Origin of the sequence: Brevundimonas terrae (assembly GCF_011761985.1) — a bacterium.
GTDB classification, from domain to species: Bacteria; Pseudomonadota; Alphaproteobacteria; order Caulobacterales; family Caulobacteraceae; genus Brevundimonas; species Brevundimonas terrae.
In genome coordinates this window covers 578252-601180 of sequence record NZ_JAASQT010000001.1, presented here as the reverse complement: position 1 = coordinate 601180, position 22929 = coordinate 578252, and the positions used below count along the sequence as shown (strand labels likewise).

Annotated in this window: 25 protein-coding genes; 14 read left to right on the top strand and 11 right to left on the bottom strand. The window is 61.5% G+C overall.

Going from position 1 to position 22929, the window contains the following annotated elements:
- Positions 1-3: 3 nt before the first annotated feature.
- Both FHS64_RS02865 and FHS64_RS02860 read right to left on the bottom strand, forming a co-directional pair.
- Positions 4-903: a dienelactone hydrolase family protein gene (locus FHS64_RS02865; RefSeq protein WP_167175351.1), complete on the bottom strand. Its 900-nt coding sequence runs from the start codon at positions 901-903 to the stop codon at positions 4-6.
- Between the two features lie 74 nt (positions 904-977).
- Positions 978-1607: an alpha-ketoglutarate-dependent dioxygenase AlkB gene (locus FHS64_RS02860; RefSeq protein WP_167175349.1), complete on the bottom strand. Its 630-nt coding sequence runs from the start codon at positions 1605-1607 to the stop codon at positions 978-980.
- A gap of 314 nt (positions 1608-1921) precedes the next feature.
- Here FHS64_RS02860 and dnaK point away from each other — a divergent pair, with 314 nt between their 5' ends.
- The 4 genes from dnaK to FHS64_RS02840 all read left to right on the top strand — a co-directional run bounded on the left by dnaK (position 1922) and on the right by FHS64_RS02840 (position 6879).
- On the top strand, positions 1922-3823 hold the full coding sequence (dnaK, locus tag FHS64_RS02855) for a molecular chaperone DnaK (protein ID WP_167175346.1): 1902 nt from the start codon (positions 1922-1924) through the stop codon (positions 3821-3823).
- A gap of 170 nt (positions 3824-3993) precedes the next feature.
- On the top strand, positions 3994-5202 hold the full coding sequence (gene dnaJ, locus FHS64_RS02850; protein ID WP_167175343.1) for a molecular chaperone DnaJ: 1209 nt from the start codon (positions 3994-3996) through the stop codon (positions 5200-5202).
- Positions 5199-5948, top strand: coding sequence for a 4-hydroxy-tetrahydrodipicolinate reductase (gene dapB, locus FHS64_RS02845; protein WP_167175340.1), 750 nt, complete (start codon positions 5199-5201; stop codon positions 5946-5948). Before dnaJ ends, dapB begins: the two co-directional genes overlap by 4 nt.
- 19 nt (positions 5949-5967) lie before the next feature.
- Complete coding sequence (locus FHS64_RS02840) at positions 5968-6879, top strand: DMT family transporter (RefSeq protein WP_167175337.1); 912 nt, start codon at positions 5968-5970, stop codon at positions 6877-6879.
- Here the strand turns inward: FHS64_RS02840 and FHS64_RS02835 are convergent.
- The 3 genes from FHS64_RS02835 to coaBC are packed head-to-tail and all read right to left on the bottom strand — an operon-like array spanning position 6876 to position 9019.
- Positions 6876-7283, bottom strand: coding sequence for a BLUF domain-containing protein (locus FHS64_RS02835; RefSeq protein WP_167175334.1), 408 nt, complete (start codon positions 7281-7283; stop codon positions 6876-6878). The two genes, FHS64_RS02840 and FHS64_RS02835, sit on opposite strands and share 4 nt — an antisense overlap.
- 36 nt (positions 7284-7319) lie before the next feature.
- Entirely contained in the window at positions 7320-7769 is a 450-nt protein-coding gene (dut, locus tag FHS64_RS02830) for a dUTP diphosphatase (RefSeq protein ID WP_167175331.1), read from the bottom strand.
- Positions 7766-9019 (bottom strand): bifunctional phosphopantothenoylcysteine decarboxylase/phosphopantothenate--cysteine ligase CoaBC, encoded by a 1254-nt coding sequence (coaBC, locus tag FHS64_RS02825; protein WP_167175329.1) that lies wholly within the window; start codon positions 9017-9019, stop codon positions 7766-7768. The genes dut and coaBC overlap by 4 nt, the downstream gene beginning before the upstream one ends.
- Before the next feature lie 116 nt (positions 9020-9135).
- On the opposite strand from coaBC, the gene FHS64_RS02820 reads away from it, so the two are divergent.
- Positions 9136-9639: an S-type pyocin family protein gene (locus FHS64_RS02820; RefSeq protein WP_167175326.1), complete on the top strand. Its 504-nt coding sequence runs from the start codon at positions 9136-9138 to the stop codon at positions 9637-9639.
- Here FHS64_RS02820 and FHS64_RS02815 read toward each other — a convergent pair.
- Entirely contained in the window at positions 9636-10499 is an 864-nt protein-coding gene (locus tag FHS64_RS02815) for a glutamate racemase (RefSeq protein WP_167175323.1), read from the bottom strand. The two genes, FHS64_RS02820 and FHS64_RS02815, sit on opposite strands and share 4 nt — an antisense overlap.
- Positions 10500-10616: 117 nt before the next feature.
- On the opposite strand from FHS64_RS02815, the gene FHS64_RS02810 reads away from it, so the two are divergent.
- The 5 genes from FHS64_RS02810 (at position 10617) to rimM (ending at position 16901) form a co-directional block, all read left to right on the top strand.
- The gene (locus FHS64_RS02810; protein WP_167175320.1) at positions 10617-12788 is read left to right on the top strand and encodes a M3 family metallopeptidase; all 2172 of its coding nucleotides are present in this window, start codon (positions 10617-10619) and stop codon (positions 12786-12788) included.
- 143 nt (positions 12789-12931) lie between these two features.
- Positions 12932-13897 carry a magnesium and cobalt transport protein CorA gene (locus FHS64_RS02805; RefSeq protein ID WP_167175317.1) on the top strand — a complete coding sequence of 322 codons (966 nt, stop codon included), beginning with the start codon at positions 12932-12934 and terminating at the stop codon, positions 13895-13897.
- A gap of 355 nt (positions 13898-14252) precedes the next feature.
- A complete protein-coding gene (gene ffh / locus FHS64_RS02800; protein WP_167175313.1) occupies positions 14253-15773 on the top strand; it encodes a signal recognition particle protein in 1521 nt (506 codons plus the stop codon).
- A 30-nt stretch (positions 15774-15803) separates the two neighbouring features.
- Entirely contained in the window at positions 15804-16277 is a 474-nt protein-coding gene (gene rpsP / locus FHS64_RS02795) for a 30S ribosomal protein S16 (RefSeq protein ID WP_167175310.1), read from the top strand.
- Between the two features lie 96 nt (positions 16278-16373).
- Positions 16374-16901: a ribosome maturation factor RimM gene (gene rimM, locus FHS64_RS02790; RefSeq protein ID WP_167175307.1), complete on the top strand. Its 528-nt coding sequence runs from the start codon at positions 16374-16376 to the stop codon at positions 16899-16901.
- A gap of 59 nt (positions 16902-16960) precedes the next feature.
- On the opposite strand, the gene FHS64_RS02785 is transcribed toward rimM, so the two are convergent.
- From FHS64_RS02785 to FHS64_RS02775, 3 genes are all read right to left on the bottom strand, one after another.
- On the bottom strand, positions 16961-17134 hold the full coding sequence (locus tag FHS64_RS02785; protein ID WP_167175304.1) for a YegP family protein: 174 nt from the start codon (positions 17132-17134) through the stop codon (positions 16961-16963).
- A 102-nt stretch (positions 17135-17236) separates the two neighbouring features.
- Positions 17237-18391 carry a benzoate/H(+) symporter BenE family transporter gene (locus FHS64_RS02780; protein WP_167175302.1) on the bottom strand — a complete coding sequence of 385 codons (1155 nt, stop codon included), beginning with the start codon at positions 18389-18391 and terminating at the stop codon, positions 17237-17239.
- Positions 18392-18463: 72 nt separating this feature from the next.
- Positions 18464-19279, bottom strand: coding sequence for an enoyl-ACP reductase FabI (locus tag FHS64_RS02775; protein WP_167175299.1), 816 nt, complete (start codon positions 19277-19279; stop codon positions 18464-18466).
- Positions 19280-19402: 123 nt separating this feature from the next.
- On the opposite strand from FHS64_RS02775, the gene FHS64_RS02770 reads away from it, so the two are divergent.
- The gene (locus FHS64_RS02770; RefSeq protein WP_167175296.1) at positions 19403-19738 is read left to right on the top strand and encodes a DUF2794 domain-containing protein; all 336 of its coding nucleotides are present in this window, start codon (positions 19403-19405) and stop codon (positions 19736-19738) included.
- A gap of 98 nt (positions 19739-19836) precedes the next feature.
- Here the strand turns inward: FHS64_RS02770 and FHS64_RS02765 are convergent, their stop codons facing one another.
- Positions 19837-20586, bottom strand: a complete 750-nt coding sequence (locus FHS64_RS02765; RefSeq protein ID WP_167175293.1) for a Bax inhibitor-1/YccA family protein — start codon at positions 20584-20586, stop codon at positions 19837-19839.
- 124 nt (positions 20587-20710) lie between these two features.
- Between FHS64_RS02765 and thpR the strand changes: the two genes are divergently transcribed.
- From thpR to mmcB, 3 genes are read left to right on the top strand one after another with little or no spacing between them, the layout of a single operon-like run.
- Positions 20711-21250: an RNA 2',3'-cyclic phosphodiesterase gene (thpR, locus tag FHS64_RS02760; RefSeq protein ID WP_167175290.1), complete on the top strand. Its 540-nt coding sequence runs from the start codon at positions 20711-20713 to the stop codon at positions 21248-21250.
- Positions 21247-21810 (top strand): GNAT family N-acetyltransferase, encoded by a 564-nt coding sequence (locus FHS64_RS02755; protein ID WP_341771061.1) that lies wholly within the window; start codon positions 21247-21249, stop codon positions 21808-21810. The genes thpR and FHS64_RS02755 overlap by 4 nt, the downstream gene beginning before the upstream one ends.
- A gap of 4 nt (positions 21811-21814) precedes the next feature.
- Entirely contained in the window at positions 21815-22264 is a 450-nt protein-coding gene (gene mmcB, locus FHS64_RS02750; RefSeq protein ID WP_167175287.1) for a DNA repair putative endonuclease MmcB, read from the top strand.
- A gap of 77 nt (positions 22265-22341) precedes the next feature.
- Here mmcB and FHS64_RS02745 read toward each other — a convergent pair whose 3' ends face one another.
- Positions 22342-22896: an ActR/PrrA/RegA family redox response regulator transcription factor gene (locus FHS64_RS02745; RefSeq protein ID WP_167175283.1), complete on the bottom strand. Its 555-nt coding sequence runs from the start codon at positions 22894-22896 to the stop codon at positions 22342-22344.
- Positions 22897-22929: the final 33 nt, after the last annotated feature.

Sequence of the window (22929 nt, the reverse complement as noted above, 5' to 3'; positions counted from 1 at the left end):
GATCTACAGCCAGCGTTTGAAGTGCTCGAACATCATCTGCTGGCCTGCCTCTGCGGCGGCTTTGCGATACATGGGGCGGTAATCGGCATGAAAACCATGCGGAGCCCCTTCAAACAGGGTGATGTGGCTGTGGGTCTGGCCCGCCTCGCCCAAGGCCGCATTCATAGCCGCGACCGTATCAGTGGGAATACCGCTGTCCTGATCGCCATAAAGGCCGATGACGGGGGCTTTCAGCTCGCCGACAAGATCAATCGGCCATGGCTGCCCTGCGATCTTTTGTTCGCCGGTGGCACTGGCAGCGGGGCTGAGACGGCCATACCAGGCCACACCGGCCTTGATCGGGGCAAAACGGGCAACAGCCTGCCAAACCACCTTGCCGCCCCAGCAGAAGCCGGTAATGCCGACCTTTGAACTGTCGGCATAGGGTTGCGTGGCCAGCCAGTCCAGACTGGCCTGAATATCGCCCATGACCTGTTCGTATTGGGCCTGTGCGACAATGGCCATGACGGCCTGCATGTCCGCCAGCGGGGCAGGATCACCGGCCCGCACGAAAAAGGCCGGTGCAATGGCTACATAACCGGCATGGGCCAGTCTGCGGCAGGTGTCGCGGATATATTCGTGAATGCCGAAGATCTCCGACACCACAATCACCACAGGATAGGGGCCATCGCCTTGTGGCCGCGCCACATAGGCCGGAAGCACAAACCCGTCTTCGGACGGATAGGACACTTCGGTGGTCACCAGACCGTCAGACGGGGTATGGATCGGCTGAGCCTCCTGACCAAGGGCGGCGGGCGCATAGGCCGCAAACGCGACGCCCGTAGCGGCCAGTAAGCCCAGCGAACGGCGGCTGGGTTTGAGCTGGTCGGGGCCAAGCCCTTCGGGTTGGGTAATGATGGGCATGGTCTGCTCCTCCCTGGGATGAAAAGAGAGAACACCAAGATGCCGACGCCGCAAACCTTAATGTGCGCTGCTGATTAGCGCGCGACCCGCAGGGTCAGGTTGATCCGGCCGCCACGGGGTAAAAGCTGTGAACTGCCGTCCAGAATGCGGTCTATGCCGTGGCGGGCCAGTCGGGCCTTGCTGCCCAATACGCACACATGGCCCGAAGACAGTTTCACCGTGCGGCTTGGCCCGCCCTCGGGCGGCGCATAACGGAACACGGCGGTATCGCCGAGCGAGACAGAAACGACCGGCACGGAAAAATCGGCCTCGTCCTTGTCCTGATGCAGACCCATTTTGGCGTCGGCATCATAGAAATTAATCAGGCAGGCATCGGGCAAGCGCGGATGGCGGGCCGTGGCTTTCCAGATATCCAGCAAAAGATCGGGAATCGGTGGCCATGCATGGCCCGTTTGCGGATGGTGCGGCTGATAACGATAGCCTTCGCGGTCGGAAACCCAGCCGAGCGGGCCGAAATTACTCATCCTGACCGAGAAGGGGCGCCCTGCAGGGGTCACGGGCCGGTAAAGCGGGGCAATGCGAATACCGTCACGGACAGATTCAACAAGCTGTTTTTGTTGATCTAAATTTAGAAATTCCGGCCACAATAAAAACCCGTCCAGTCCGGTCGGTACAGGCACAGGCAGGGGCGAGAAATCAGCCATACCCGCCTTATAGCCTGCCTTGGGCCAAGTTGCGCTGCTGGCTTGGCGGGGTCCTAAAAGCGGCCAAGCCATATAAATCGCAATCTGTGTGCAACAAGCCCTTGCAGCGGCTAGGGACTTTCCCATATCCGATCACGAAAGGGGTGGTTCCGGCCACGGTTTCTATTTCAGAACCGTCGATGGAAGCGCTCTGTCACAATAACTCGCCAATCCGGTCTTGCCGGAAAGGTGTCTCTAGCCCAATGGGGGCGGTCACGCGCGGCGCTTTATCAAGGCCGCCGCATCGCCCGCCGCAAGGAGTGTAAAACAAGGCCATGGCCAAGATTATCGGCATCGACCTCGGTACCACCAACTCGTGCGTCGCCGTCATGGACGGCAGCAATCCCAAGGTTATCGAAAACGCTGAAGGCGCTCGTACCACCCCGTCGGTGGTCGCGATTCAGGAGAGCGGCGAAGTTCTGGTGGGTCAGCCCGCCAAGCGTCAGGCCGTCACCAACCCGTCGAACACCTTCTTTGCGATCAAACGCCTGATCGGCCGCACCTTCGCCGACCCCGTGGTCGCCAAAGACAAAAAGATGGTGCCTTTCGAAATCACGAAGGGCCCGAACGGCGACGCCTGGGTCAAGGCCCACGGCAAGGACTACTCGCCGCAACAGATTTCGGCCTACACCCTGATCAAGATGAAGGAAGCCGCCGAGGCTTATCTGGGTGAAACCGTCACCCAGGCCGTCATCACGGTTCCGGCCTATTTCAACGACGCCCAGCGTCAGGCCACCAAGGATGCGGGCAAGGTTGCCGGCCTTGAAGTCCTGCGTATCATCAACGAGCCGACCGCTGCCGCTCTGGCCTATGGTCTGGACAAGAACGAAGGTCAGAAGATCGCCGTTTACGACCTCGGCGGTGGTACCTTCGACGTGTCGATCCTCGAGATCGGTGACGGCGTCTTTGAAGTGAAGTCGACCAATGGCGACACCTTCCTCGGCGGTGAAGACTTTGACATGCGTCTGGTCGATTACCTCGCCGACGAGTTCAAGAAGGAACAGGGCGTCGACCTGCGTGGCGACAAGCTGGCCCTGCAGCGCCTGAAGGAAGAGGCTGAAAAGGCCAAGAAGGAACTGTCCTCGACCAGCCAGTACGAGATCAACCTGCCGTTCATCACCATGAACGCATCGGGTCCTCTGCACCTGAACATCAAGCTGTCGCGTGCCAAGCTGGAAGCCCTGGTCGAAGACCTGGTCGCCCGCACCATCGAGCCGTGCAAAAAGGCTCTGGCCGATGCTGGCCTGAAGGCTTCGGACATCGACGAAGTCGTTCTGGTCGGCGGTATGACCCGCATGCCTGCCGTGCAGGAAGCGGTGAAGAAATACTTCGGCAAGGAACCGCACAAGGGTGTGAACCCTGACGAGGTTGTGGCTCTGGGTGCCGCCGTTCAGGCTGGCGTTCTGCAAGGCGACGTCAAGGACGTGCTGCTGCTGGACGTAACCCCGCTGACGCTGGGTATCGAAACGCTGGGTGGCGTGTTTACCCCGCTGATCGAACGCAACACCACGATCCCGACCAAGAAGGCGCAAGTCTTCTCGACCGCCGAAGACAACCAGTCGGCTGTGACGATCCGCGTGTTCCAGGGCGAACGCCCGATGGCACAGGACAACAAGATCCTCGGCCAGTTCGACCTGATGGGTATCCCGCCCGCACCGCGCGGCATGCCGCAGATCGAGGTTGCCTTCGACATCGACGCCAACGGCATCGTGCACGTCACGGCCAAGGACAAGGCGACCAACAAGGAGCACTCGATCCGCATTCAGGCCAATGGCGGCCTGTCGGATGCCGACATCGAGCAAATGGTCAAGGAAGCCGAAGCCAACGCCGCAGCCGACAAGGCCCGCAAGGAACTGGTCGAAGCTGTCAACTCGGCGGACGCTCTGGTCCACTCGACCGAGAAGGCTCTGGCCGAGCATGGCGACAAGGTGGACGAAGCCACCAAGTCTGCCATCCAGACCGCTGTTGACGAACTGAAGTCGGCCAAGGACGGCACCGATCCGGAAGCCATCCGCGAGAAGACCAATGCTCTGGCTCAGGCTTCGATGAAGCTGGGCGAGGCCATGTATGCCTCGCAACAGGGCGATGCCGGTGCTGCCGAACAACCGGCAGATGACGGTGTGGTCGATGCCGAGTTCGAGGAAGTCGACTCGGACGAGGCCGACAAGAAGTCCTAAGTCCGGACTTCTGACTTTTGAAACGGCCCCGTTTGCCTGACGGCAGGCGGGGCCATTTCATAGGGCTTGCATCACACGCTCCGACTGCCAATCTCAGTACGGAGCATCTGGGTTGCCGGGGTTTCAAATCCGGTGACGCGACGGAATAAGGTTGAGAGAGCGAAAGCCTCATGGCGCAACGTGACTATTACGAGATTCTGGGTGTAGAGCGCACGATCGATGCGGGCGGCCTCAAGAGCGCGTACCGCAAGCTGGCGATGCAGCATCACCCTGACCGTAACGGCGGCTCCGAGGAGTCCGTCGCCATGTTCAAGGAACTGTCCGAAGCCTATTCGGTGCTGTCGGATGACGACAAGCGCGCCGCCTATGACCGTTATGGCCATGCAGGCGTGAACGGTGGTGCCGGTGGCGGCAACCCGTTCGGCCAGGGCGGCGGTCAGGGCTTCCACGACATCAATGACATTTTCAGCCAGGTCTTTGGCGATGCGTTCGGCGACGCCTTTGGCGGGCGTGGCGGTGGACGTGCCAATCACGGCCCGCGCCGTGGCTCGGACCTGCGCTATGATATGGAGATCACGCTCGAGCAGGCCTATCAGGGCACCGAGCTGGAAATCTCCGTTCCCACCACAATGAGCTGCGAGCCGTGCGACGGTTCCGGTGCCAAGGCAGGCAGCAAGCCGACCATCTGCTCCACCTGTGGCGGTGCCGGTCGTGTGCGTCAGGCCAACGGCTTCTTCCAGGTCGAACGGACCTGCCCGCGTTGCGGCGGCTCCGGCGAGATGATTTCCGATCCTTGCCCGGAATGCCGTGGTCAGGGTCAGGTGCGTAAGACGCGCCGTTTGTCGCTCAAGGTACCAGCCGGTGTCGATGATGGCTCGCGTATCCGCCTGACGGGCGAGGGCGAGGCCGGACAACGTGGTGGTCCGCGCGGCGACCTCTATGTGTTTATTTCGGTCAAGACCCACGAGCTGTTCGAGCGCGACAATCTGGATCTGCTGGTCACGGTGCCTGTACCGATGACGGTTGCGGCTCTGGGCGGCTCGATCGATGCGCCATGTCTGGTGTCCACGTCCTGTGACGGCGCATGCAAGCAACAGGTCGATGTGCCTGCGGGCTCGCAGACCGGCAAGACGGTCCGCATCAAGGGCAAGGGTATGCCGCACCTGAACGGTCGCACACGCGGCGATCTGGTGGTGGAACTGTTTGTCGAAACCCCGAGCGACCTGACGGCGCGCCAGAAGGAACTGCTGCAAGAATTGGCAGATTCACTGGGCGAGAAACAAACCCCCCGCAACACCAGCTTTGCTGGCAAGGCCAAACGCTTCTGGGCCGATGTGATGGGTGGCGAGACAGACGGTTCGAAAGAAGACGCGGCGTGACCGAAATTTTCCACGCCGGTATTTCCGGCTATCGCGGTCGCATGGGCCGTGCGGTCTCTAATGTGCTGGATGCCCGTTCGGATGTTGTGGTTGCGGCCCGCTTTGACCGTGGCGACGCCGTCGATCTGCATCTGTGCGATGTCATTATCGACTTCTCGACGCCGGAATCCTCGGTGGCACTGGCCAAGGCCTGCGCCGAGGCGGGTGGTCCGGCTCTGGTGATCGGCTCGACCGGTCTCAGCGCCGAACAGGAAGCCGAACTCGAACAGGCCGCCGAGAAGATCGCCATCGTCAAAAGCGGCAACTTCTCGCTGGGCGTGAACATGCTGATCGGTCTGGTCCGCAATGCTGCCCAGCGTCTGGATGCCAAGGACTGGGATATCGAGATCACCGAGGCCCATCACCGCCGCAAGGTCGACAGCCCGTCAGGCACCGCCCTGATGCTGGGCGAGGCCGCCGCGGAGGGCCGCCGCGTCGATTTGGACGATGTCCGCACTAAACCCTATGACGGTGTGCAGGACCCACGCGAAAGCGGCAAGATCGGTTTTTCCACCATTCGTGGCGGTGGCATTATCGGCGAGCATTCGGTGATGTTCGCGTCCGATGACGAGATTCTGACCCTGTCCCATTCGGCCATTGATCGCAGCCTGTTTGCCAAGGGCGCTGTTGCGGCCTCGGCATGGGTGCGCTCGCGTCCCGCCGGTCTTTACGACATGCAGGATGTTCTGGGTTTCCGTCAGGCCTGATCCGGCCTAAAGCCTGACCATGATCCGTCATGGTACCAGTTACGGCATGATGCTGAGAGCGTGCTCCGCTCTCAGTTTTTCTTTGATGACCGCCTCGATGAAATGGGCGGCCGATCTGGAACCTGTGTCCGCAGGCGAGATGGTGTTTTACCGCTCGCTGTTCGGGCTTCCGGTGGTGATCCTCTGGATTATGAGCAAAGGCACCGGACTTGATGCCATCAAGACCAAACGCCCGATGGTGCATCTGTGGCGCTGTGTGCTGGGTGTGTCGGGTATCTTCCTGATCTTCGAGGGCCTGCGCCACCTGACACTGGCCGATGCCATTACCATCGGATTTACCGCGCCGATCTTTGCCACGCTTTTGTCGATCGTCTTCCTCAAGGAAAAGGTTGGTCGTCACCGCTGGACAGCGATCGCCATGGGCTTCCTCGGTGTGGTGGTGGTCATGCGTCCGGGGCTTGCAGGTGCGCCGCCACTGGGGGGCTTCCTGTTCGCACTGGGCGGTGCCTTTGTGGCGGCCTCCGTCACCGTCACCTTGCGCCAGTTGGGCAAGACGGAATCGGCCACCTCGATTGTGTTCTGGTTCTTTGTCGCCTGTGCGGTAGGCGGCGGTGTCTATTCGCTGTTCGACAGCCACAGCCATACGCTGACCGTCTTTGCCATTCTGGCCATGGGCGGACTGGCGGGCGGGGTGGCGCAACTGCTGATGACCACGTCCCTGCAACATGCGCCGGTATCGGTTCTGGCCCCGCTGGACTATCTGCAAATGGGCGGAGCACTGGTGCTGGGCTGGTTGATGATGAGCGATATTCCCACCTTTGCCACCCTGTGCGGTGCCGCCCTGATTGCCGCCAGCGGACTTTATACGGCATGGCGCGAGCGGGTGCTGCGACGCGAAATCACGCCGCCAGCCCCGACTTCGAGCGTTTAGACGGGCATAGAAACCAGTTCCTTCATCGCAACACGCCACGGATAGATCGCCGGTGGTGGCGCGGCCAGCATCTGGCTGATTTGCGGGTGGGGCGGTGTGCCTTGCGGCGGGCTGATCATTGACCAGCCGGTCACTTCCTTGAGGGGGATCTGGTCGCGCGCCACAATACGGATGTCCTCGTGGCGTTCGTCAAAATGCAGGTGCAGCATCAGCAGATCCAGAGCCGCAGGCGTACCTTCCAGCAATTGGATGAAACGCTCGTCTTGCAAGGTCAGTATGCCGGTAATACCGGCGTCAGCATTGCGATAAGTCGATACCTTGACGATATCGGCCAGATGGTCCTGACGCTCTGTCGCGTTCAGCCTGGCACGACTGATATAGACCAGACAGTCCAGCGTATTCATTCCCCACCTCCCTTTACCGGTCGGGCAAGTCCAAGCCTAGCGACCGGTGGAGCCAAAGCCTCCCTCGCCACGCTCGGTTTCGTCAAGAGTGGTGACCACTGAAATGGCAGCCTGTTCGTGGCGGGCAATGACCATCTGGGCAATGCGTTCGCCACGGCGGATATCAAACGCTGCTTGGCCGTGATTGATCAGGATCACCCCGACCTCGCCGCGATAGTCGCTGTCGATGGTGCCGGGCGAGTTCAGCGTGGTGATGCCATGCTTGAGGGCCAGACCCGAACGCGGGCGCACCTGCGCCTCGAAACCCGGCTCCAGCGCGATCTTCAGACCCGTCGGTACCAGTGCCCGCGCCCCCGGTTGCAGCGTCAGCACCTCACCCTCACCAATGGCCGCCCGCAGGTCCATTCCGGCAGAACCCGTCGTCTCATAGGCTGGCAGGTCCAGACCTTGGGCGTGGGGCAGGGGAAGGATACGCAGGGTGCTCATTGGGGATCAGCCTTGAAATGGTCGACGATATGTTGGGCGAGGTGTCTGGCGATGTCGCGCTTGGACTGGCGTTCCCAGCTTTCATTGCCGTTGCGGGTAAACAGGGTGACGGCATTGGCGTCCGAGCCGAAAACGTCCTGACTGACATCATTGCCGACGATCCAGTCACAGCCCTTGCGCGACAGCTTGGCCAGCGCATTGGCTTCCAGATCGGCCGTCTCGGCGGCAAAACCGATCACCAGTTTCGGCCGCACAGGACCGGATTTGGACACGGCGGCCAGAATGTCGGGGTTTTCGATCAGGTGCAGCGCAGGGGCCCCGCCCGGAGCCTTCTTGATCTTGCCGGTGGCGACATTGTCGACGCGCCAGTCAGCCACGGCGGCGCTCATAATGGCGACATCGATTTTGTGCGCGGCCATTTCAGCCTCGACCGCAGCCTTCATTTCGGCGGCCGCCTCGACATTGATACGGCGCACGCCGTTGGGCGCATCCAGAAACACCGGACCGGACACCAGCGTCACATCGGCCCCAAGATCGGCCAGCACCTCGGCAATGGCATAGCCTTGCTTGCCGCTGGAGCGGTTGGTCAGGCCACGCACAGGATCAATGGCCTCGAAGGTCGGCCCTGCGGTAATCACCACCTTGCGTCCCGTCAGAGGGCGCGCGGCAGGGTCCAGTTCGGCGGCAATGGCGGCAAAGATCGCTTCGGGTTCGGCCATACGGCCAAGGCCGAACTCGCCGCACGCCATCACACCCTCGTCGGGACCGACAAAGGCCCCGCGCTGGAAACCCGAAAACGCTTTCAGGGTTTCGACATTGGCCTGAACGGCAGGGTGTTCCCACATGCGCACATTCATGGCGGGGGCCCACAGGGTCTTTTTGTCGGTGGCCAGAAGGGTGGTCGAGGCCAGATCGTCGGCCATGCCATGGGCGGTCTTGGCAATCAGACCCGCCGTGGCCGGTGCCACCACCACCAGATCGGCCCAGCGCGACAGTTCGATATGGCCCATGGCGGTTTCATCTTCGGGCATGAACAGGTCTTGCCGCACAGGATGTCCGCTGAGCGCGGCCAGCGTCATGGGGGTGACAAACTCTGCGCCCGCACGGGTCAGCACGGTCATCACCTCACCGCCCGACTTGGTAATCAGCCGGATCAGTTCCAGCGATTTGTAGGCTGCAATACCGCCGCCGATAATCAACAGGATCCGGCGACCGGACAGGGTGGGGCCGATAAGGGAGGTCTGGCTCATAGGACAGGTTTTATCCGTCATTGATGACCGCGTCGAGACGCCGGTGACAACAGCAAGCGTTGCCATATACGCTGATGTGCGCCTATTAAATATCCATGTTATTTATAGAGGTGTAGATGGGAACGCGGACAGTTCTGGCCTTGGCCATCATGGCGGCGGTTGTGGTTGCGGGCTGTGACAATGGCGGCTCGGCGGTGCAAACACGCGAGCGCGCCCAGACGGAGGCCGAAAGGGCTACGGACGGAGCGACAAGGCCGGATGCCGCCCCGGCACCGCTGGAAAACAGCGGGCCGCCGGTTCAGGCCACGGGCGTTCTGACCTCGAACCGGCGCGAAACCGCCGATGCCAAGGCTATGCGCCTGTTCGCGCGCAACGGGGCTGATTTCGAGGCCGACAGTGCCGAGGACTATTTGGCCAAGGCCAAGGCCTTTACCGCGCAGCCCCCTGCCGATGCCGAGAAAATCTCGCGCCGCAATGGCGATGTGCTGATCTATCAGCCCCGCACCAACACCTTTGCGGTCATGGACAAGCGCGGTGTGGTGCGAACCATGTTCAAGCCGTCCAGCGGGGCGGACTACTGGGCGCGCCAGAAATCCGGTGCTTCCAGCTTTGGTGGCTAGGCAGCGCTGAAGCTCAGCGGCGCGCCCCAGAACTGCGCGATCAGGTCCGATTGCGGGCCGGGCTGGCCGGTGGTCAGGAAGTCGCGACGACCGCTATGGCCCAGCTCGTATTCGGGATGGCGCTCGAAATAGCGTTCCAGCGCATCGGCTACGGCCTTGGGCTGGCTGATCACCTGCACACCCTCGGGCAGGGCCTCGGCAAACAGGTCGGCGACGATTTCATAATGGGTGCAGCCCAGAATCGCCTTGTCCGGATGCCGCCCGATGCGGCGACGCAGGGCATCGACGTGATCGCGCACCACGACACGCAGCTCGTCCTCGGGCGCGCCCAGTTCGATCAGGCCCGCCAGACCCGGACAGGCCTCGGTAAACACCGCCAAGTCCTCGCGGCGCTTGTCGATCTCGATTTCATAGACGCGGCTCATGGCCGTGGCGGCGGTGCAGAACACGCCGGTGATATCGATAGATTCTTTCTTGTGGCCTTCCAGACGCCCGTCGCGCTCGGCCTCATAGGACCAGGGCAGGCCGGTGGCCGCCTCGATGGTCGGCACAATAATGCCCAGCACGTTCAGCGGGCGACCCATTTCCTTGGAAAAGGCCGGAATCCACGTCTGTTGCAGACGGCGCAGGGCAATAGCCGAGGCGGTATTACAGGCCAGCACCACAACCGAGGCACCGGCACGGAACAGCGTCTCGCAACCCGCGCGCGTCAGGTTGACGATATCCTCGCCATCGCGCCCGCCATACGGGGCGTGGGCCTGATCGCCCAGATAGATGAAATCACGCTCTGGAAAGCGCGAAACAAGTTCACGGTGAACGGTCAAACCGCCCACGCCGGAGTCAAAAACGCCTATCGCCATATGCGGCCTTTAGACCTCAAGGGTTTCGCCGTCCATCACTTCGCATTACACCAAGGCTGGAAACGCCAAAGTTGCACGCAACCTTGGTGACGGATTTATCAGGTTGGGAGTGACCGGATGCATAGACGCCATCTTCTTATCGGGGGCGCAAGCCTGTTTGCACTGAGCGGTTGCGCCGCAACGGGTGCTGATCTGGGTGGGGCGATGAACACCGTGACCACAGCGAACGAAGCCGCGATTGCACGCGCTGTTCTGCCGACGACGGCCCCCAAGGCCGAACTGCTGCAGGTCTGGACCGGTCCGTATGAAGGCGTTCCGCCGTGGGACAAGGTCACCGCGCCTAAGCTGCGCGAAGCCATCCTCGAAGCCATCGACCTGCGTCGTGCCGAGATCAACGCCATTGCCAACAACCCCGAGCCGGCGACCTTCGCCAATACCTCGGTCGCCATGCAGATGGCCGGCGAGCCGCTGGGCCGCTCCATGGCGTTGTTCGGCGTCATGACCTCGAACATCGGTTCGGATGACTTCCGTACGCTGGAGCGTGAAATGTCGCCGCTGCTGTCGGCCGCCAGCGACGAGACGACCTTCAACGAAAAGCTGTTCGCGCGCATCAAGCATGTGGCCGATACCGCAGCCTCGGCTGGCCTCAGCGCCGAGCAGACCCGCATCGCCGAGCGTTCGCGCGATGCCTTCGTGCGTAACGGTGCCGCTCTGGACGCCGCAGGCAAGGCCGAGCTGGGCCGTATCAACACCGCCCTGTCCAATGCCTTCACCACCTTCGGCCAGAAGGTCGTCGAGGACGAAAAGACCTACATCCACGTTACTGGCGAAGCCATGATGTCTGGCTTGTCGGCGGGTGATAAGGCTGCGGCTGCGGCAGCGGCACAGCGCAACAATCTGTCGGGTTGGGCTATTACCAATACCCGTTCCAGCGTCGATCCGTTCCTGGCGTTCGGTGACAACCGCGCCATGCGCGAGATCGTCTGGCGCGCGTTCGTGAACCGTGGCGACAACGGCGATGCCAACGACACCAACGCCACCATCGCCGAGATCGTCGCCCTGCGTCAGCAACGCGCCAAGCTGCTGGGCTTTGTGAACCACGCCGAATGGCGCATGCAGGACACCATGGCCAAGACCCCTGCGGCGGCTATGGAACTGATGAACCGCGTCTGGGCACCGGCCAAGGCCCGCGTCACCGAAGAAGTCGCCGACATGAAGGCGATTGCCGGTCACGACATCGAGCCGTGGGACTATCTGTACTATGCAGAGAAGGTCCGTAAGGCCAAGTACGACCTCGACCAGAACGAGCTGAAGAACTACCTCGTACTGGGCAATGTGAAGCAGGGCGCCTTCTACATGGCCGAGCGCCTGTACGGCTTCACCTTCCACAAGATCACCGACGGTTCGGTGCCGGTCTTCCATCCGGATGTCGAAGTGTTCGAGGTCCGCAACAAGGCGGACGGTTCCAGCGTCGGTCTGTTCTATTCGGACGACTTCGCCCGTTCGGGCAAGCGTTCGGGCGCATGGGCCACCAGCTACCGCGGCTACTCGACCTATGACGGCGTGAAGAATGTTCTGGCCTCGAACAACAACAACTTCATCAAGGCACCGAACGGTGCCCTGCTGATCTCGCTGGACGATGCCGAGACCCTGTTCCACGAGTTCGGCCACGCCCTGCACTCGCTGTCGTCGCAGGTTAAGTATCCGGCTCTGGCCGGTACGCCGCGTGACTATGTGGAATACCCGTCGCAGGTGCACGAGCACTGGGTGCTGACCCGTCCGATCATCGACCGCTTCCTCAAGCACATCGAAACCGGCCAGCCGATGCCGCAGGAACTGGTGGCCAAGGTCGAAGCGGCCGCCACTTTCAATCAGGGCTATACGACGGTGTCCTACCTGTCGTCGGCACTGGTCGATATGGACCTGCACACCCAGACTACCCCGCCGACCGATATCGACGCTTTCGAGCGTGACTCTTTGGCCCGCTACGGCATGCCCAAGGAGATCGTGATGCGTCACCGTCTGCCGCAGTTCAACCACCTGTTCACTTCGGACGCCTATTCGGCGGGCTATTACTCCTACCTGTGGTCGGAAGTGATGGACGCCGACACCTGGGCCTATTTCGAAGAGTCCGGCGACGTGTTCAATCCGGACATCGGTGCCCGCTACAAGGCCATCATCCTGGCCGAAGGCAACACCACGGACCGCGCCGAAGCCTATCGCCGCTTCCGTGGCCGCAACCCGGACGTGGCCGCCCTGCTGAAGGTGCGCGGTTTCCCGACCAACTAAGGCCGGAACAGAAAAGCGAACGGAGGCCTTGCGGCTTCCGGTCCAGCGGCTGGCGGATTTCTCCGCCAGCCGTTTCTGTTTTCAGTACGGTGGCGTATGCAGGATGCGAGAGCGAAGTCCGTGGTGTTCGGGAGGAGGGGCGTTTGAGCGTTGTTGCTGCCTATGTGTACCGCGATGGCAAACGGGTCCGCGAAGCCTCGCTGACGCCCGAAGGCCTGACACTGGCCAAGGGTGAGTTCCTCTGGATCGGCCTTTACGAACCGAGTGACGAAGAGTTTTCGGCCCTTGTCGAGCGCTTTGGTCTGCACCCGCTGGCGGTCGAGGATGCGCTACAGGCGCACCAGATACCCAAGCTGGAAGTCTATGGCAGCGAGCTGTTCATCGTGGCCCGTACAGCCGAGGGGAAGGGCGACCAGATCCTCTATGGCGAGACGCACCTGTTTGTCGGTGCCGACCACGTCATCACCATCCGCCACGGTTCGGCGCGTGGCCACACACCCTTGCGGACGCAGCTGGAAGCCACGCCGGTCCAGTTGAAACACGGTCCCGACCTGATCGTGCACGGGGTGCTGGATTTCATCGTCGACGCCTATATGCCGATCATCGACGCCATCGAGGACAGTGTGCTGGAGATGGAGCAGGTCGCGCTGGACCGCTTCCTGTCACGCGCCGACATTACCCGTCTGTTCCATCTGCGCCGCCAATTGGTGCGTTTCAGCCGCCTGCTGGGGCCGATGGAGGATGTCGCCACCAAGCTGCATGTGCTGGAGCTTCCGGCCATCGACAAGGATGTGCGGCCCTATTTCCGTGATGTGGCCGACCATGTGCGACGGGTTTCCAGCCGTGCGGCGGGCCTGCGCGACATTGTCTCTTCGGTGTTCGAAGTCTCCAACCTGCTGGAGCAACAGCGTCAGGGCGTCATTACCCGCAAACTGGCCGCATGGGCCGCGATCCTCGCCACACCCACCGCCATTGCCGGTATCTACGGTATGAATTTCGCGCACATGCCCGAGCTGGAATGGAGCTTCGGCTATCCGTTCGCTCTGGCCCTCATGATCGGTATCTGCGGCGGGCTATATGTCTTGTTCAAACGCTCGCGCTGGCTCTGATCCAAACACGGATTTTTCTCGGTCCCGTATGGATTTTTTCGTCCACAGGGATTCGACATTGGCTTGCAGATAGGGCATAAGCCGCCACTTCCGGCGCAAGTGAACCTCGCGTCTCCACCTACACGACAACTTTATTGTATGTTGTGCTACCGCGCTATCGCGCTACTTGAGCACGTTTTCAGTCTCAGGTTTTGCGGTGGTTCTTGGGCCTCGGGGCTCAAGTAGGCCGACCGGCCGGTAGCCCCACTCAATAAAGAACGAGGTAGGCGAGAACCCTCTGTCGACGTGTTACGTCCACAGAGGTCGTTGTCGTATGGAGCCGATCTTCATGACCGCCACGGATTTGAGGTTTTGAATGTTTGATGCTCTGAACGAGCGGCTGACAGGCGTATTTGACCGGATCACCGGTCGCGGCGCGCTGTCGGCTAAAGATGTCGAAGAGGCCCTGCGCGAAGTTCGCGTGGCCCTGCTCGAAGCCGACGTCGCTCTGCCGGTCGTCAAGGACTTCATCAGCCGCGCCAAGGAACAGGCGACGGGCGAGGAAGTCATCCGTTCGGTGAAACCTGCCGATCAGGTCATCAAGATCGTCTATGACGGTCTGGTCGAAATGCTGGGCGGCGAAGAGCCGGTCCCGCTGAACACCAATGCCACCCCGCCTGCGGTCATCCTGATGGCCGGTCTGCAAGGCTCGGGTAAGACCACCACCTCGGCCAAGCTGGCCCTGCGTCTGACCAAGTTCGACCGCAAAAAGGTGATGATGGCGTCGCTGGACACCCGTCGTCCGGCCGCTATGGAACAACTGGCCACGCTGGGCCAGCAGATCGAGGTTGCGACCCTGCCGATCGTGGCGGGCGAAAGCGCCGTCCAGATCACGCGCCGCGCCCTGCAATCGGCCAAGCTTCAGGGCTTTGATGTCCTGATCCTCGACACTGCCGGTCGCATCACGCTCGACGAAGGCCTGATGAACGAAGTCGCCGAAGTGGCCGACATCGCCAAGCCGATCGAAACCCTTCTGGTCGCCGACAGCCTGACCGGTCAGGACGCCGTACGCACGGCGGCTGCCTTTAACGAGCGCCTGCCGCTGACGGGTCTGGTTCTGACCCGTGCCGACGGTGACGGTCGTGGCGGCGCCATGCTGTCCATGCGCGCCGTAACCGGCCTGCCGATCAAGTATCTGGGTGCCGGTGAAAAGGTTGACGCGCTCGACGTCTTTGACGCCCGCCGTGTTGCCGGTCGTATCCTCGGTCAGGGCGACATTGTTGCGCTGGTCGAAAAGGCCGCTGGCGATCTGGATCAGGCCAAGGCCGAGAAGATGGCCCGCAAGCTGGCCAAGGGCCAGTTTGATCTGGACGATCTCGCCGGCCAGCTGAACCAGATGAAGAAGATGGGCGGTCTGCAGGGCATTATGGGCCTGCTGCCGGGTGTCGCCAAGCTGAAGAACCAGATGGCTGACAACAATGTCTCGGACAAGCTGATCGACCGTCAGCTGGCCGTCATCTCCTCGATGACCAAGCAGGAACGCAAAAAGCCCGACCTGCTGAATGCGAGCCGCAAGAAGCGTATCGCGGCCGGTGCCGGTGTTGACGTGCAGGACATCAATCGTCTGCTGAAACAGCACCGCCAGATGTCCGACATGGTCAAGTCGCTGTCCAAGGGCGGTGGCAAGAACCTGCAAAAAATGGCGGCCATGATGGGCGGTCTGCCCGGCATGGGCGGCGGTGGCCCCGAGATGGCCCGACTGAAATCGCTGGGTGGCGGCAAGATGGCCGAGCCGAGCGGCGACGAATTGAAAGCCCTTCAGGACCGTATGTCGGCTCTGGGTGGCGGACAACTTCCCGGGGGGCTTCCGGGCCTGCCGGGCTTCCCCAAAAAATAACGAACAAGCTTTCCTAGAAAGAGACTTAAAATGCTGAAGATCCGTCTGGCCCGTGGTGGCTCCAAGAAGCGTCCTTACTACTACATCGTCGTTGCCGATGCCCGCGCCCCGCGCGACGGCAAGTTCCTCGAGCGCGTCGGCACCTATAACCCGATGCTGCCGAAGGACAGCGCGACCCCGCGCGTGACCCTGAAGGTCGAACGCATCAACGAATGGCTGGTCAAGGGCGCTCAGCCGACCGACCGCGTTGCTCGCTTCCTGTCGCAAGACGAAGTGCTGGGCGAAAAGGTCAAGTGGGTCCAGGGCAACAACCCGAACAAGGGTACCCCGGGCAAGAAGGCTCAAGAACGCGTTGCTGAACGCGCTCAACGCGAAGCCGACCGTGCAGAAGCTGAAGCGGCTGCCAAGGCCGACGCTGAAGCCGCTGCAGCTGCTGCTGCCGCTGCTCCGGCTGCTGAAGAAGCTCCGGCTGAAGCCGCTGCTGAAGAAGCAACCGAAGCCTAAGTCTTTCACAGGACATATCCTGTGCTTGAAGGAAGGCAGCGTCCGCAAGGGCGCTGCTTTTCTGCTATCAGGGACCAAGCAGACAAGGAGCCCGATGTGAGCGGCGACGACAAATATATTCTGGTGGCCCAGATCGGTGGCGCCTTCGGTGTGAAGGGCGAGGTGAAGATCACCGCCTATACCGCCGACGCGCAGGCTCTGAAGGCCTATTCCCCGTTACTGGATGCCAAGGGCCAACCGGCGCTGACCATCATCTCGGCACGCCCTGACAAACATGGTCTGGTGGCCAAGGTGAAGGAACTGGCGACCAAGGAAGAGGCGGACGCCGCCCGTGGTCGCAAGCTCTATATCCACCGCGACCAGTTGCCCGAGCCGGACGAGGACGAGTTCTACCTGACCGATCTGGTCGGTCTTGAAGGCCGCGATGCGGACGACAAGGTGATCGGCAAGGTCAAGTCCGTCCAGAATTTCGGCGCCGACGACATGCTGGAAATCACCCCTGCCGAGGGTGGCCCGACCTGGTACCTGCCCTTCACCAAGGCGGCGACGCCCGAGATCAAACCGGCTGAAGGCTGGCTGCGGATTATCCGCCCTGTCGAGACCAGCGAACGCGACGCTGACTGAATAAAAAAGGGGCGGTGGATGTGATCCACCGCCCCTTTTTCTGTTCCGCTATCGGAAACTCAGACTTCTTCGATCGGGGCGTCACCGACGTATTTCTTGATCGATTCAATCGCGCGTTTAGCACCGGACTTGTCCGAATAGCCTTCGGTCGAGAAGATGATTTCGGAATTGTATTTGAAACGGACGCGGAACTCGCCCGCCTTGTCCTGATAGACTTCAAACTTGTGAGCCATAATCGCCTCGCTGGTTGAACCGTGATCGGTTAAACGCCAAGCTGCCATGCGTAGGCTATGGGCGAAACCCTCAAATTGTAAAAGCGCACAAATGGCGGTTCCTTAGTTCCGGCGCAGCACCAGCAGGGCGGCAAAACCGGTTACCAGCCCCCAGAAGGCTGATCCCACGCCAAACAGGGCCAAACCCGAGGCGGTGGCCACAAAGGTCAGGATGGCCGCCTCACGGCCCTTCTCGTGGGTAAAGACGGTGGTCAGCGCACCGGTCAGCGGGGCAATCAGGGCAAGGCCGGTAATACTGGCCAGAATATGCGCAGGCATATCCATGAACAGTTGCGCCAGCGGCGGTATGAAGGCCGCCACAACCAGATAGAGCAGCCCGTACAAAACCCCGACCTTCCAGCGCTGGGCCGCATCGGGGTGGGCATCGGCATCGGTACAGATCGCAGCCGTAATGGCGGCCAGATTGACACCATGCGCACCAAACGGCGCCATCAGGGTGCTGCTCATCCCGCCCCAGAAGATCAATTTATTGGCGGGCGGCTCATAGCCTGCGTTCTTCAGGACCACCAGGCCGGGCAGGTTCTGCGAGGCCAGCGTCACCAGATAAAGCGGTACAGCCAGCCCGATGGCGGCCTTCCAGTCAAAACGGGGCATAGTCGGATCAAGGCGCGTAAACAGGCCATTATCCAGCGGCAGGGCCATCTGGCCGCGCACGGCCAGTACCGCAAAGGCGACAACCAGAACCGCAGGCACAGCCCAGACCGGAGCCAGCCGTCTAAAGGCCAGAAACACCGCAACCAGAGCGGCGATTAGGATCGTATCCAGCGGCAGGGCCTGAAACAGTTTCAGACAGAAGGGCAGCAGTACGCCCGCCAGCATACCCGCCGCTATGCCCGCCGGAATACGCCCCGCCAGTCGGCCAAGGACAGGGATCAACCCCGTCAGCACCATCATCAGACCGGCCAGCACAAAGGCCCCGACCGCCGTGGCCCAGTCATAGCCCGCCGTGGTCGCTGCCAGCAGGGCGGCCCCCGGCGTGGACCATGCCAGTACGACGGGCATTTTCAGCCGCCAGCTGAGGACCGCCCCTGTCGCCCCAATGCCGATGGCCAGTGCGGCCAGCATGGAGATGATCTGGGACGGGCTGGCCCCGAGGGCCTGTCCGGCCTGAACGACAAGCGCGACGGTGCCGCCAAACCCGATAATGGTGGCCACCACAGCCGCAGAAAAAGAAGCCGGAGGAGCGAAGGCGCGCATCACAAAACCCGATCACAGGACATAAAAAAGAGGAAGCAGCCGGGCTGCTTCCTCCTTGGTTTTGGTCGGGTCTTAACCTTCCATGTCGTCCGGCAGGCCCACAGCGTGGAAGCCGGCATCGACGTGAACCACTTCACCCGTGGTCGAACGACCCAGATCCGAGGTCAGCCACAGGGCCGCACCGGCGACGCCTTCCATCGAGGTCTCTTCCTTGATCAGCGAGAACTGTGCCGACTTGGAGTGCAGGCCACGACCGCCGGAAATGCCAGCCAGCGAAAGCGTACGCATGGCACCGGCCGAGATGGCGTTGACGCGGATGTTCTTCGGACCCAGATCGCGGGCGATGTAACGGGTTGCCGCTTCCAGACCAGCCTTGGCCACACCCATGGTGTTGTAGTTCGGGATCACGCGTTCCGAACCCAGATAGGTCAGGGTGATCATCGAGCCACCGTTCGGCATCAGCTTGGCCGAACGCTTGGCCACGTCCACGAAGCTGAACACCGAGATGTTCATGGCCAGCAGGAAGCTGTCACGGGTGGTGTTGTCCACGAACGAGCCTTGCAGTTCGTTCTTGTTGGCGAAGGCCACCGAGTGAACGACGAAGTCGATCGTGCCGAAGGTCTTTTCCAGCTCGGCAAAGGCGGCGTCCATCGAGGCATCGTCCGACACGTCGCACGGGATGATGGCCTTGGCACCGACGCTTTCGGCCAGCGGGCGCACGCGGCGCTCCAGGCTTTCACCCAGATAGGTAAAGGCCAGTTCCGCACCCTGGGCCGCCAGTTGCGAAGCAATACCCCAAGCAATGGAGTTGGAGTTGGCAACGCCCATGATCAGGCCTTTTTTGCCCTTCATCAGCTCGCCCTTAGGCATGTCCCAGCCGTCAGCCATGGATTTTCTCCTCGAAATCAAATCTCTTGATCTGCCTTTTGGACCTCGCCGCCCAGACTGACAAGACGCTAGGGAAACCTGTCAGGGCTGTTCAAGGCGATATGTCGGCGTAATCTGCTGTTCATGAGCATGGATCAGACACCGGAAACACCGTTGAACGGCCCTGTCTTCTGGGACCGCCGCGAACTGGATCAACTGTTGCGGGTCTATGGCCGGATGGTCGCGCAAGGGGAGTGGCGGGATTATGCGATGGGGGGCCTCAAGGATGTGGCCGAGTTTGCCGTCTTTCGCCGTCATGGCGATGCGCCCGCCTATCGCGTTGAGAAACGCCCGTCCTTGCGTCTGAAACAGGGTCAGTATGCGGTCATGGGCGAGGGCGGTGTGATCCTCAAACGCGGCCGCGAACTGGCGCAGGTGCTCAAGGTGTTCGATGCCCGCCGGTTCACGGTGGTGGAATAAAAAAGCCCCGCTGTATCCAGCGGGGCTTTTCTAAATCAGGCTTCATCACGCTCAAGTCGGCGGCGACCGCGTCGCTGCCATAGCGCACCTAAAAAGCCCTATTCACGCTGGCCAAGGAAGGCGAGCAGGAACTGGAACAGGTTGATGAAGTTGATGAACAGGCTCAGCGCACCAAAACCGGTGGCCACGCCCATGGCTTGCTTGTCGCCGCCCAGAGCATAATAGGTCATCTTCAGGCGCTGGGTGTCATAGGCAATCAGACCCGCAAAGATCAGCACGCCCAGACCCGAAATCACCAGACCGAACATGCCCGACTTGACGAAGAAGGCATTGACCAGGGTGGCAAGGATCAGGCCGATCACACCCATGATCAGGAAGGTGCCCATACCCGTCAGGTCCTTCTTGGTCGTGTAACCAACAAGGCTGAGGCCAGCAAAGGCGGCGGCCGTGACAAAGAAGGTCGAGGCCAGCGAACCACCCGTATAGGTCAGGAACAGAACGCCCAGACCCGCACCGATGGTGGCGACCACAGCCCAGTAAAGGATGTTCACACCACGCGCGGTCGGGTTCTTCATGAAGAACATCGAGCCGAACAGCATGACCAGCGGCGAGAACTGTACGATCATGCCCAGCAGGGTCAGGCCGATACGGCCGTCCGCAGTGCGGGCAAACAGCAGTTGTTGCACCGGCTCGACATTGCCGGTGACATAGGCGAGGGCACCCGCAACCGCCAGACCAAGGGCCAGCTTGTTGTAAACGCCCAGCATGAAGGCGCGCAGACCGGCGTCGACGGACATGTCCGCCGACTGAGGGATCGGGCGCGCATAGCCGTTGTTGAAGTCGCTCATCGCGAAACTCGTCTCCTAAATGGTCGGATTATGCCGACCTTGAGTGAAATATCGTGTCGGACCGGGTTCAATGCAAGAAAAACCCGACTTTCAACCGCGCGTTCCAGCCGCTACCAACGGTCGCATGCTCAGATTATTCACCGCGCTTCATGTGCCCGAACACATTGCCGAAACGCTTGCCCGCCGCCAATCCGGTCTGCCGGGGGCGAAATGGCGACCGCTGGACCAGCTTCACATCACGCTGGCCTTCTATGGCGAGGCCAATGAGCGACAGGCCGACGATCTGGCCTCCGAACTGGTCAAGGCCGAAGGACGCGGGGCGTTTGAACTGGAACTGTCGGGCGTTGGGGCCTTTGGCGATAATCACCGCAGCCAAACCCTGTGGGCCGGTGTCAAAGCTTCAGAGCCGCTGACCCAGTTGGCCGCCCGCTGCAAGACGGCGGGAGAGCGCGCAGGCCTGCCGCCCGAACGGCGCGACTATCGCCCGCATGTGACGCTGGCCTATCTGAAACCGCATGTGGACCCTGACAGGGTGGGCGCATGGATGACCGGCCACAATATGCTGCATTCCCCGCCGATCCGGTTCGAGACATTTGGCCTCTATTCCAGCATTCTGACCGATAGTGGCAGCGTCTATACGCTGGAGCGGGAGTATTACCTGTGAGTGATGCGGTGATCCTTGGCCCTACAATCGAAACCGACCGCCTGATCCTGCGCCCGCCGACGCTGGAGGACTTCCCGCGCTGGTGCGAGCTTCTGGCCGATGAAGAGGCCACCCGTTTTATCGGCGGGGTGCAGTCCAAACATCAGGTCTGGCGCACCATGGCCTCGGTGGCGGGTATGTGGGCCCTGCACGGCGAGGGCATGTTCTCGGTGATCGAGAAATCGTCCGGCCTGTGGTTGGGCCGGATCGGTCCGCTACACCCGTATGACTGGCCGGGCCGCGAGGTGGGCTGGAGCCTGCACCCCGACGCCCATGGCAAGGGTTATGCCGTCGAGGCCTCCATCGCCTGTATGGACTATGCGTTCGATGTTCTGGACTGGCCCGAGGTCATCCACTGCATTGATCCAGCCAATATACCCTCGCAAAAGGTCGCCGAAAAACTTGGCTCCTATAATCGGGGACCGCGCCCGATGCCGGTGCCGTTCGATGACATGCCGGTCGATATCTGGGGCCAGACCCGCACCGAGTGGCAGGCCAATCGCGCACGGCTGATCGGGTAGGGCCATGGCTGAAAACCTGAACATCGAACTGGTTTTCAGCCGCCCCGACACCACCCATGCGATCACAAGGGGTGTGGCTCGTCTGGTGGCCGATATGGGCTATGCGCCCCTGACCGAGGTCTGCCTGCCCAATGGCCGCAGGGCCGATGTGCTGGCGCTGGGCAAGAAGGGCGACATCATTATTGTCGAGGTTAAATCCGGCCTCGACGACTATCGCGTGGATCGCAAATGGCAGGAATACGCGCCCTTTTGCGACGCTTTCTATTTCGCCGTTGCACCCGAGTTTCCCGCCGACATCCCGCCTGAAGATGTCGGTCTGATCGTTGCCGACGGCTTTGGCGGTGCCGTCATCCGCGAGGCCATAGCCGCTCCTCTGGCCGCCGCCCGCCGAAAAGCCATGCTGATTGCTTTCGGCAGGCTGAGCGCTTTCAGAATGATACGCAGCGATTCTTGAAATGGAGTTCCTGCCCTCAAGTAGCTATCGCCCGCGGCGATAGCGGTAGGGCGTTCGAGGCAATGCCTCGAACAAACTCAGCGAGGAGCGCGCTTGGCGAGGATGCGCTGCAAGGTTCTGCGGTGCATGCCCAGACGACGCGCTGTTTCCGAAACATTCTGGTCGCACAGTTCGAACACGCGCTGGATATGTTCCCAGCGCACGCGGTCGGCGCTCATCGGGTTTTCGGGCGGCTCCGGCGCTTCCCCCGAAGACAGCAGCGCCTTGACCACATCATCGGCGTCGGCGGGCTTTTGCAGATAGTCCACGGCACCGGCCTTTACGGCGGCAACTGCCGTGGCAATCGCGCCATAGCCGGTCAGCATGACAATGCGGGCATCCTCGCGGCGGTCACGGATCGTCTCGACAATCTTGAGGCCGTTGCCGTCCTCCAGACGCATATCCAGCACGGCAAAGGCCGGAAGCTTTTGGCGCAGCAGTTCCAGCGCCTCGGCGACCGATCCGGCCAGCACCACCTCGAACCCGCGGCTTTCCAGCGCACGGCCGAGGCGGGTGCGAAGGGCCTGATCGTCATCGAGCAATAACAGGCTCTTGTCGGCGAGGCTGGCAATCTGGGTTTCGAGTTCGGACATTAAGGGGTTCTCCTGAACCTTCAGGTCGGGGTT

Bases quoted from the DNA above. Each gene is read 5' to 3' on its own strand.
- FHS64_RS02820 (WP_167175326.1), top strand. From the start codon at position 9,136: ATGGGAACGCGGACAGTTCTGGCCTTGGCCATCATGGCGGCGGTTGTG.
- dut (WP_167175331.1), bottom strand. From the start codon at position 7,769: ATGAGCACCCTGCGTATCCTTCCCCTGCCCCACGCCCAAGGTCTGGAC.
- mmcB (WP_167175287.1), top strand. From the start codon at position 21,815: ATGGCTGAAAACCTGAACATCGAACTGGTTTTCAGCCGCCCCGACACC.
- FHS64_RS02815 (WP_167175323.1), bottom strand. From the start codon at position 10,499: ATGGCGATAGGCGTTTTTGACTCCGGCGTGGGCGGTTTGACCGTTCAC.
- FHS64_RS02860 (WP_167175349.1), bottom strand. From the start codon at position 1,607: ATGGCTGATTTCTCGCCCCTGCCTGTGCCTGTACCGACCGGACTGGAC.
- FHS64_RS02780 (WP_167175302.1), bottom strand. From the start codon at position 18,391: ATGCGCGCCTTCGCTCCTCCGGCTTCTTTTTCTGCGGCTGTGGTGGCC.
- FHS64_RS02810 (WP_167175320.1), top strand. From the start codon at position 10,617: ATGCATAGACGCCATCTTCTTATCGGGGGCGCAAGCCTGTTTGCACTG.
- FHS64_RS02785 (WP_167175304.1), bottom strand. From the start codon at position 17,134: ATGGCTCACAAGTTTGAAGTCTATCAGGACAAGGCGGGCGAGTTCCGC.
- dnaK (WP_167175346.1), top strand. From the start codon at position 1,922: ATGGCCAAGATTATCGGCATCGACCTCGGTACCACCAACTCGTGCGTC.
- FHS64_RS02775 (WP_167175299.1), bottom strand. From the start codon at position 19,279: ATGGCTGACGGCTGGGACATGCCTAAGGGCGAGCTGATGAAGGGCAAA.
- FHS64_RS02835 (WP_167175334.1), bottom strand. From the start codon at position 7,283: ATGAATACGCTGGACTGTCTGGTCTATATCAGTCGTGCCAGGCTGAAC.
- rpsP (WP_167175310.1), top strand. From the start codon at position 15,804: ATGCTGAAGATCCGTCTGGCCCGTGGTGGCTCCAAGAAGCGTCCTTAC.
- coaBC (WP_167175329.1), bottom strand. From the start codon at position 9,019: ATGAGCCAGACCTCCCTTATCGGCCCCACCCTGTCCGGTCGCCGGATC.
- FHS64_RS02765 (WP_167175293.1), bottom strand. From the start codon at position 20,586: ATGAGCGACTTCAACAACGGCTATGCGCGCCCGATCCCTCAGTCGGCG.
- FHS64_RS02770 (WP_167175296.1), top strand. From the start codon at position 19,403: ATGAGCATGGATCAGACACCGGAAACACCGTTGAACGGCCCTGTCTTC.
- FHS64_RS02840 (WP_167175337.1), top strand. From the start codon at position 5,968: ATGATCCGTCATGGTACCAGTTACGGCATGATGCTGAGAGCGTGCTCC.
- FHS64_RS02745 (WP_167175283.1), bottom strand. From the start codon at position 22,896: ATGTCCGAACTCGAAACCCAGATTGCCAGCCTCGCCGACAAGAGCCTG.
- ffh (WP_167175313.1), top strand. From the start codon at position 14,253: ATGTTTGATGCTCTGAACGAGCGGCTGACAGGCGTATTTGACCGGATC.
- FHS64_RS02865 (WP_167175351.1), bottom strand. From the start codon at position 903: ATGCCCATCATTACCCAACCCGAAGGGCTTGGCCCCGACCAGCTCAAA.
- dnaJ (WP_167175343.1), top strand. From the start codon at position 3,994: ATGGCGCAACGTGACTATTACGAGATTCTGGGTGTAGAGCGCACGATC.
- thpR (WP_167175290.1), top strand. From the start codon at position 20,711: ATGCTCAGATTATTCACCGCGCTTCATGTGCCCGAACACATTGCCGAA.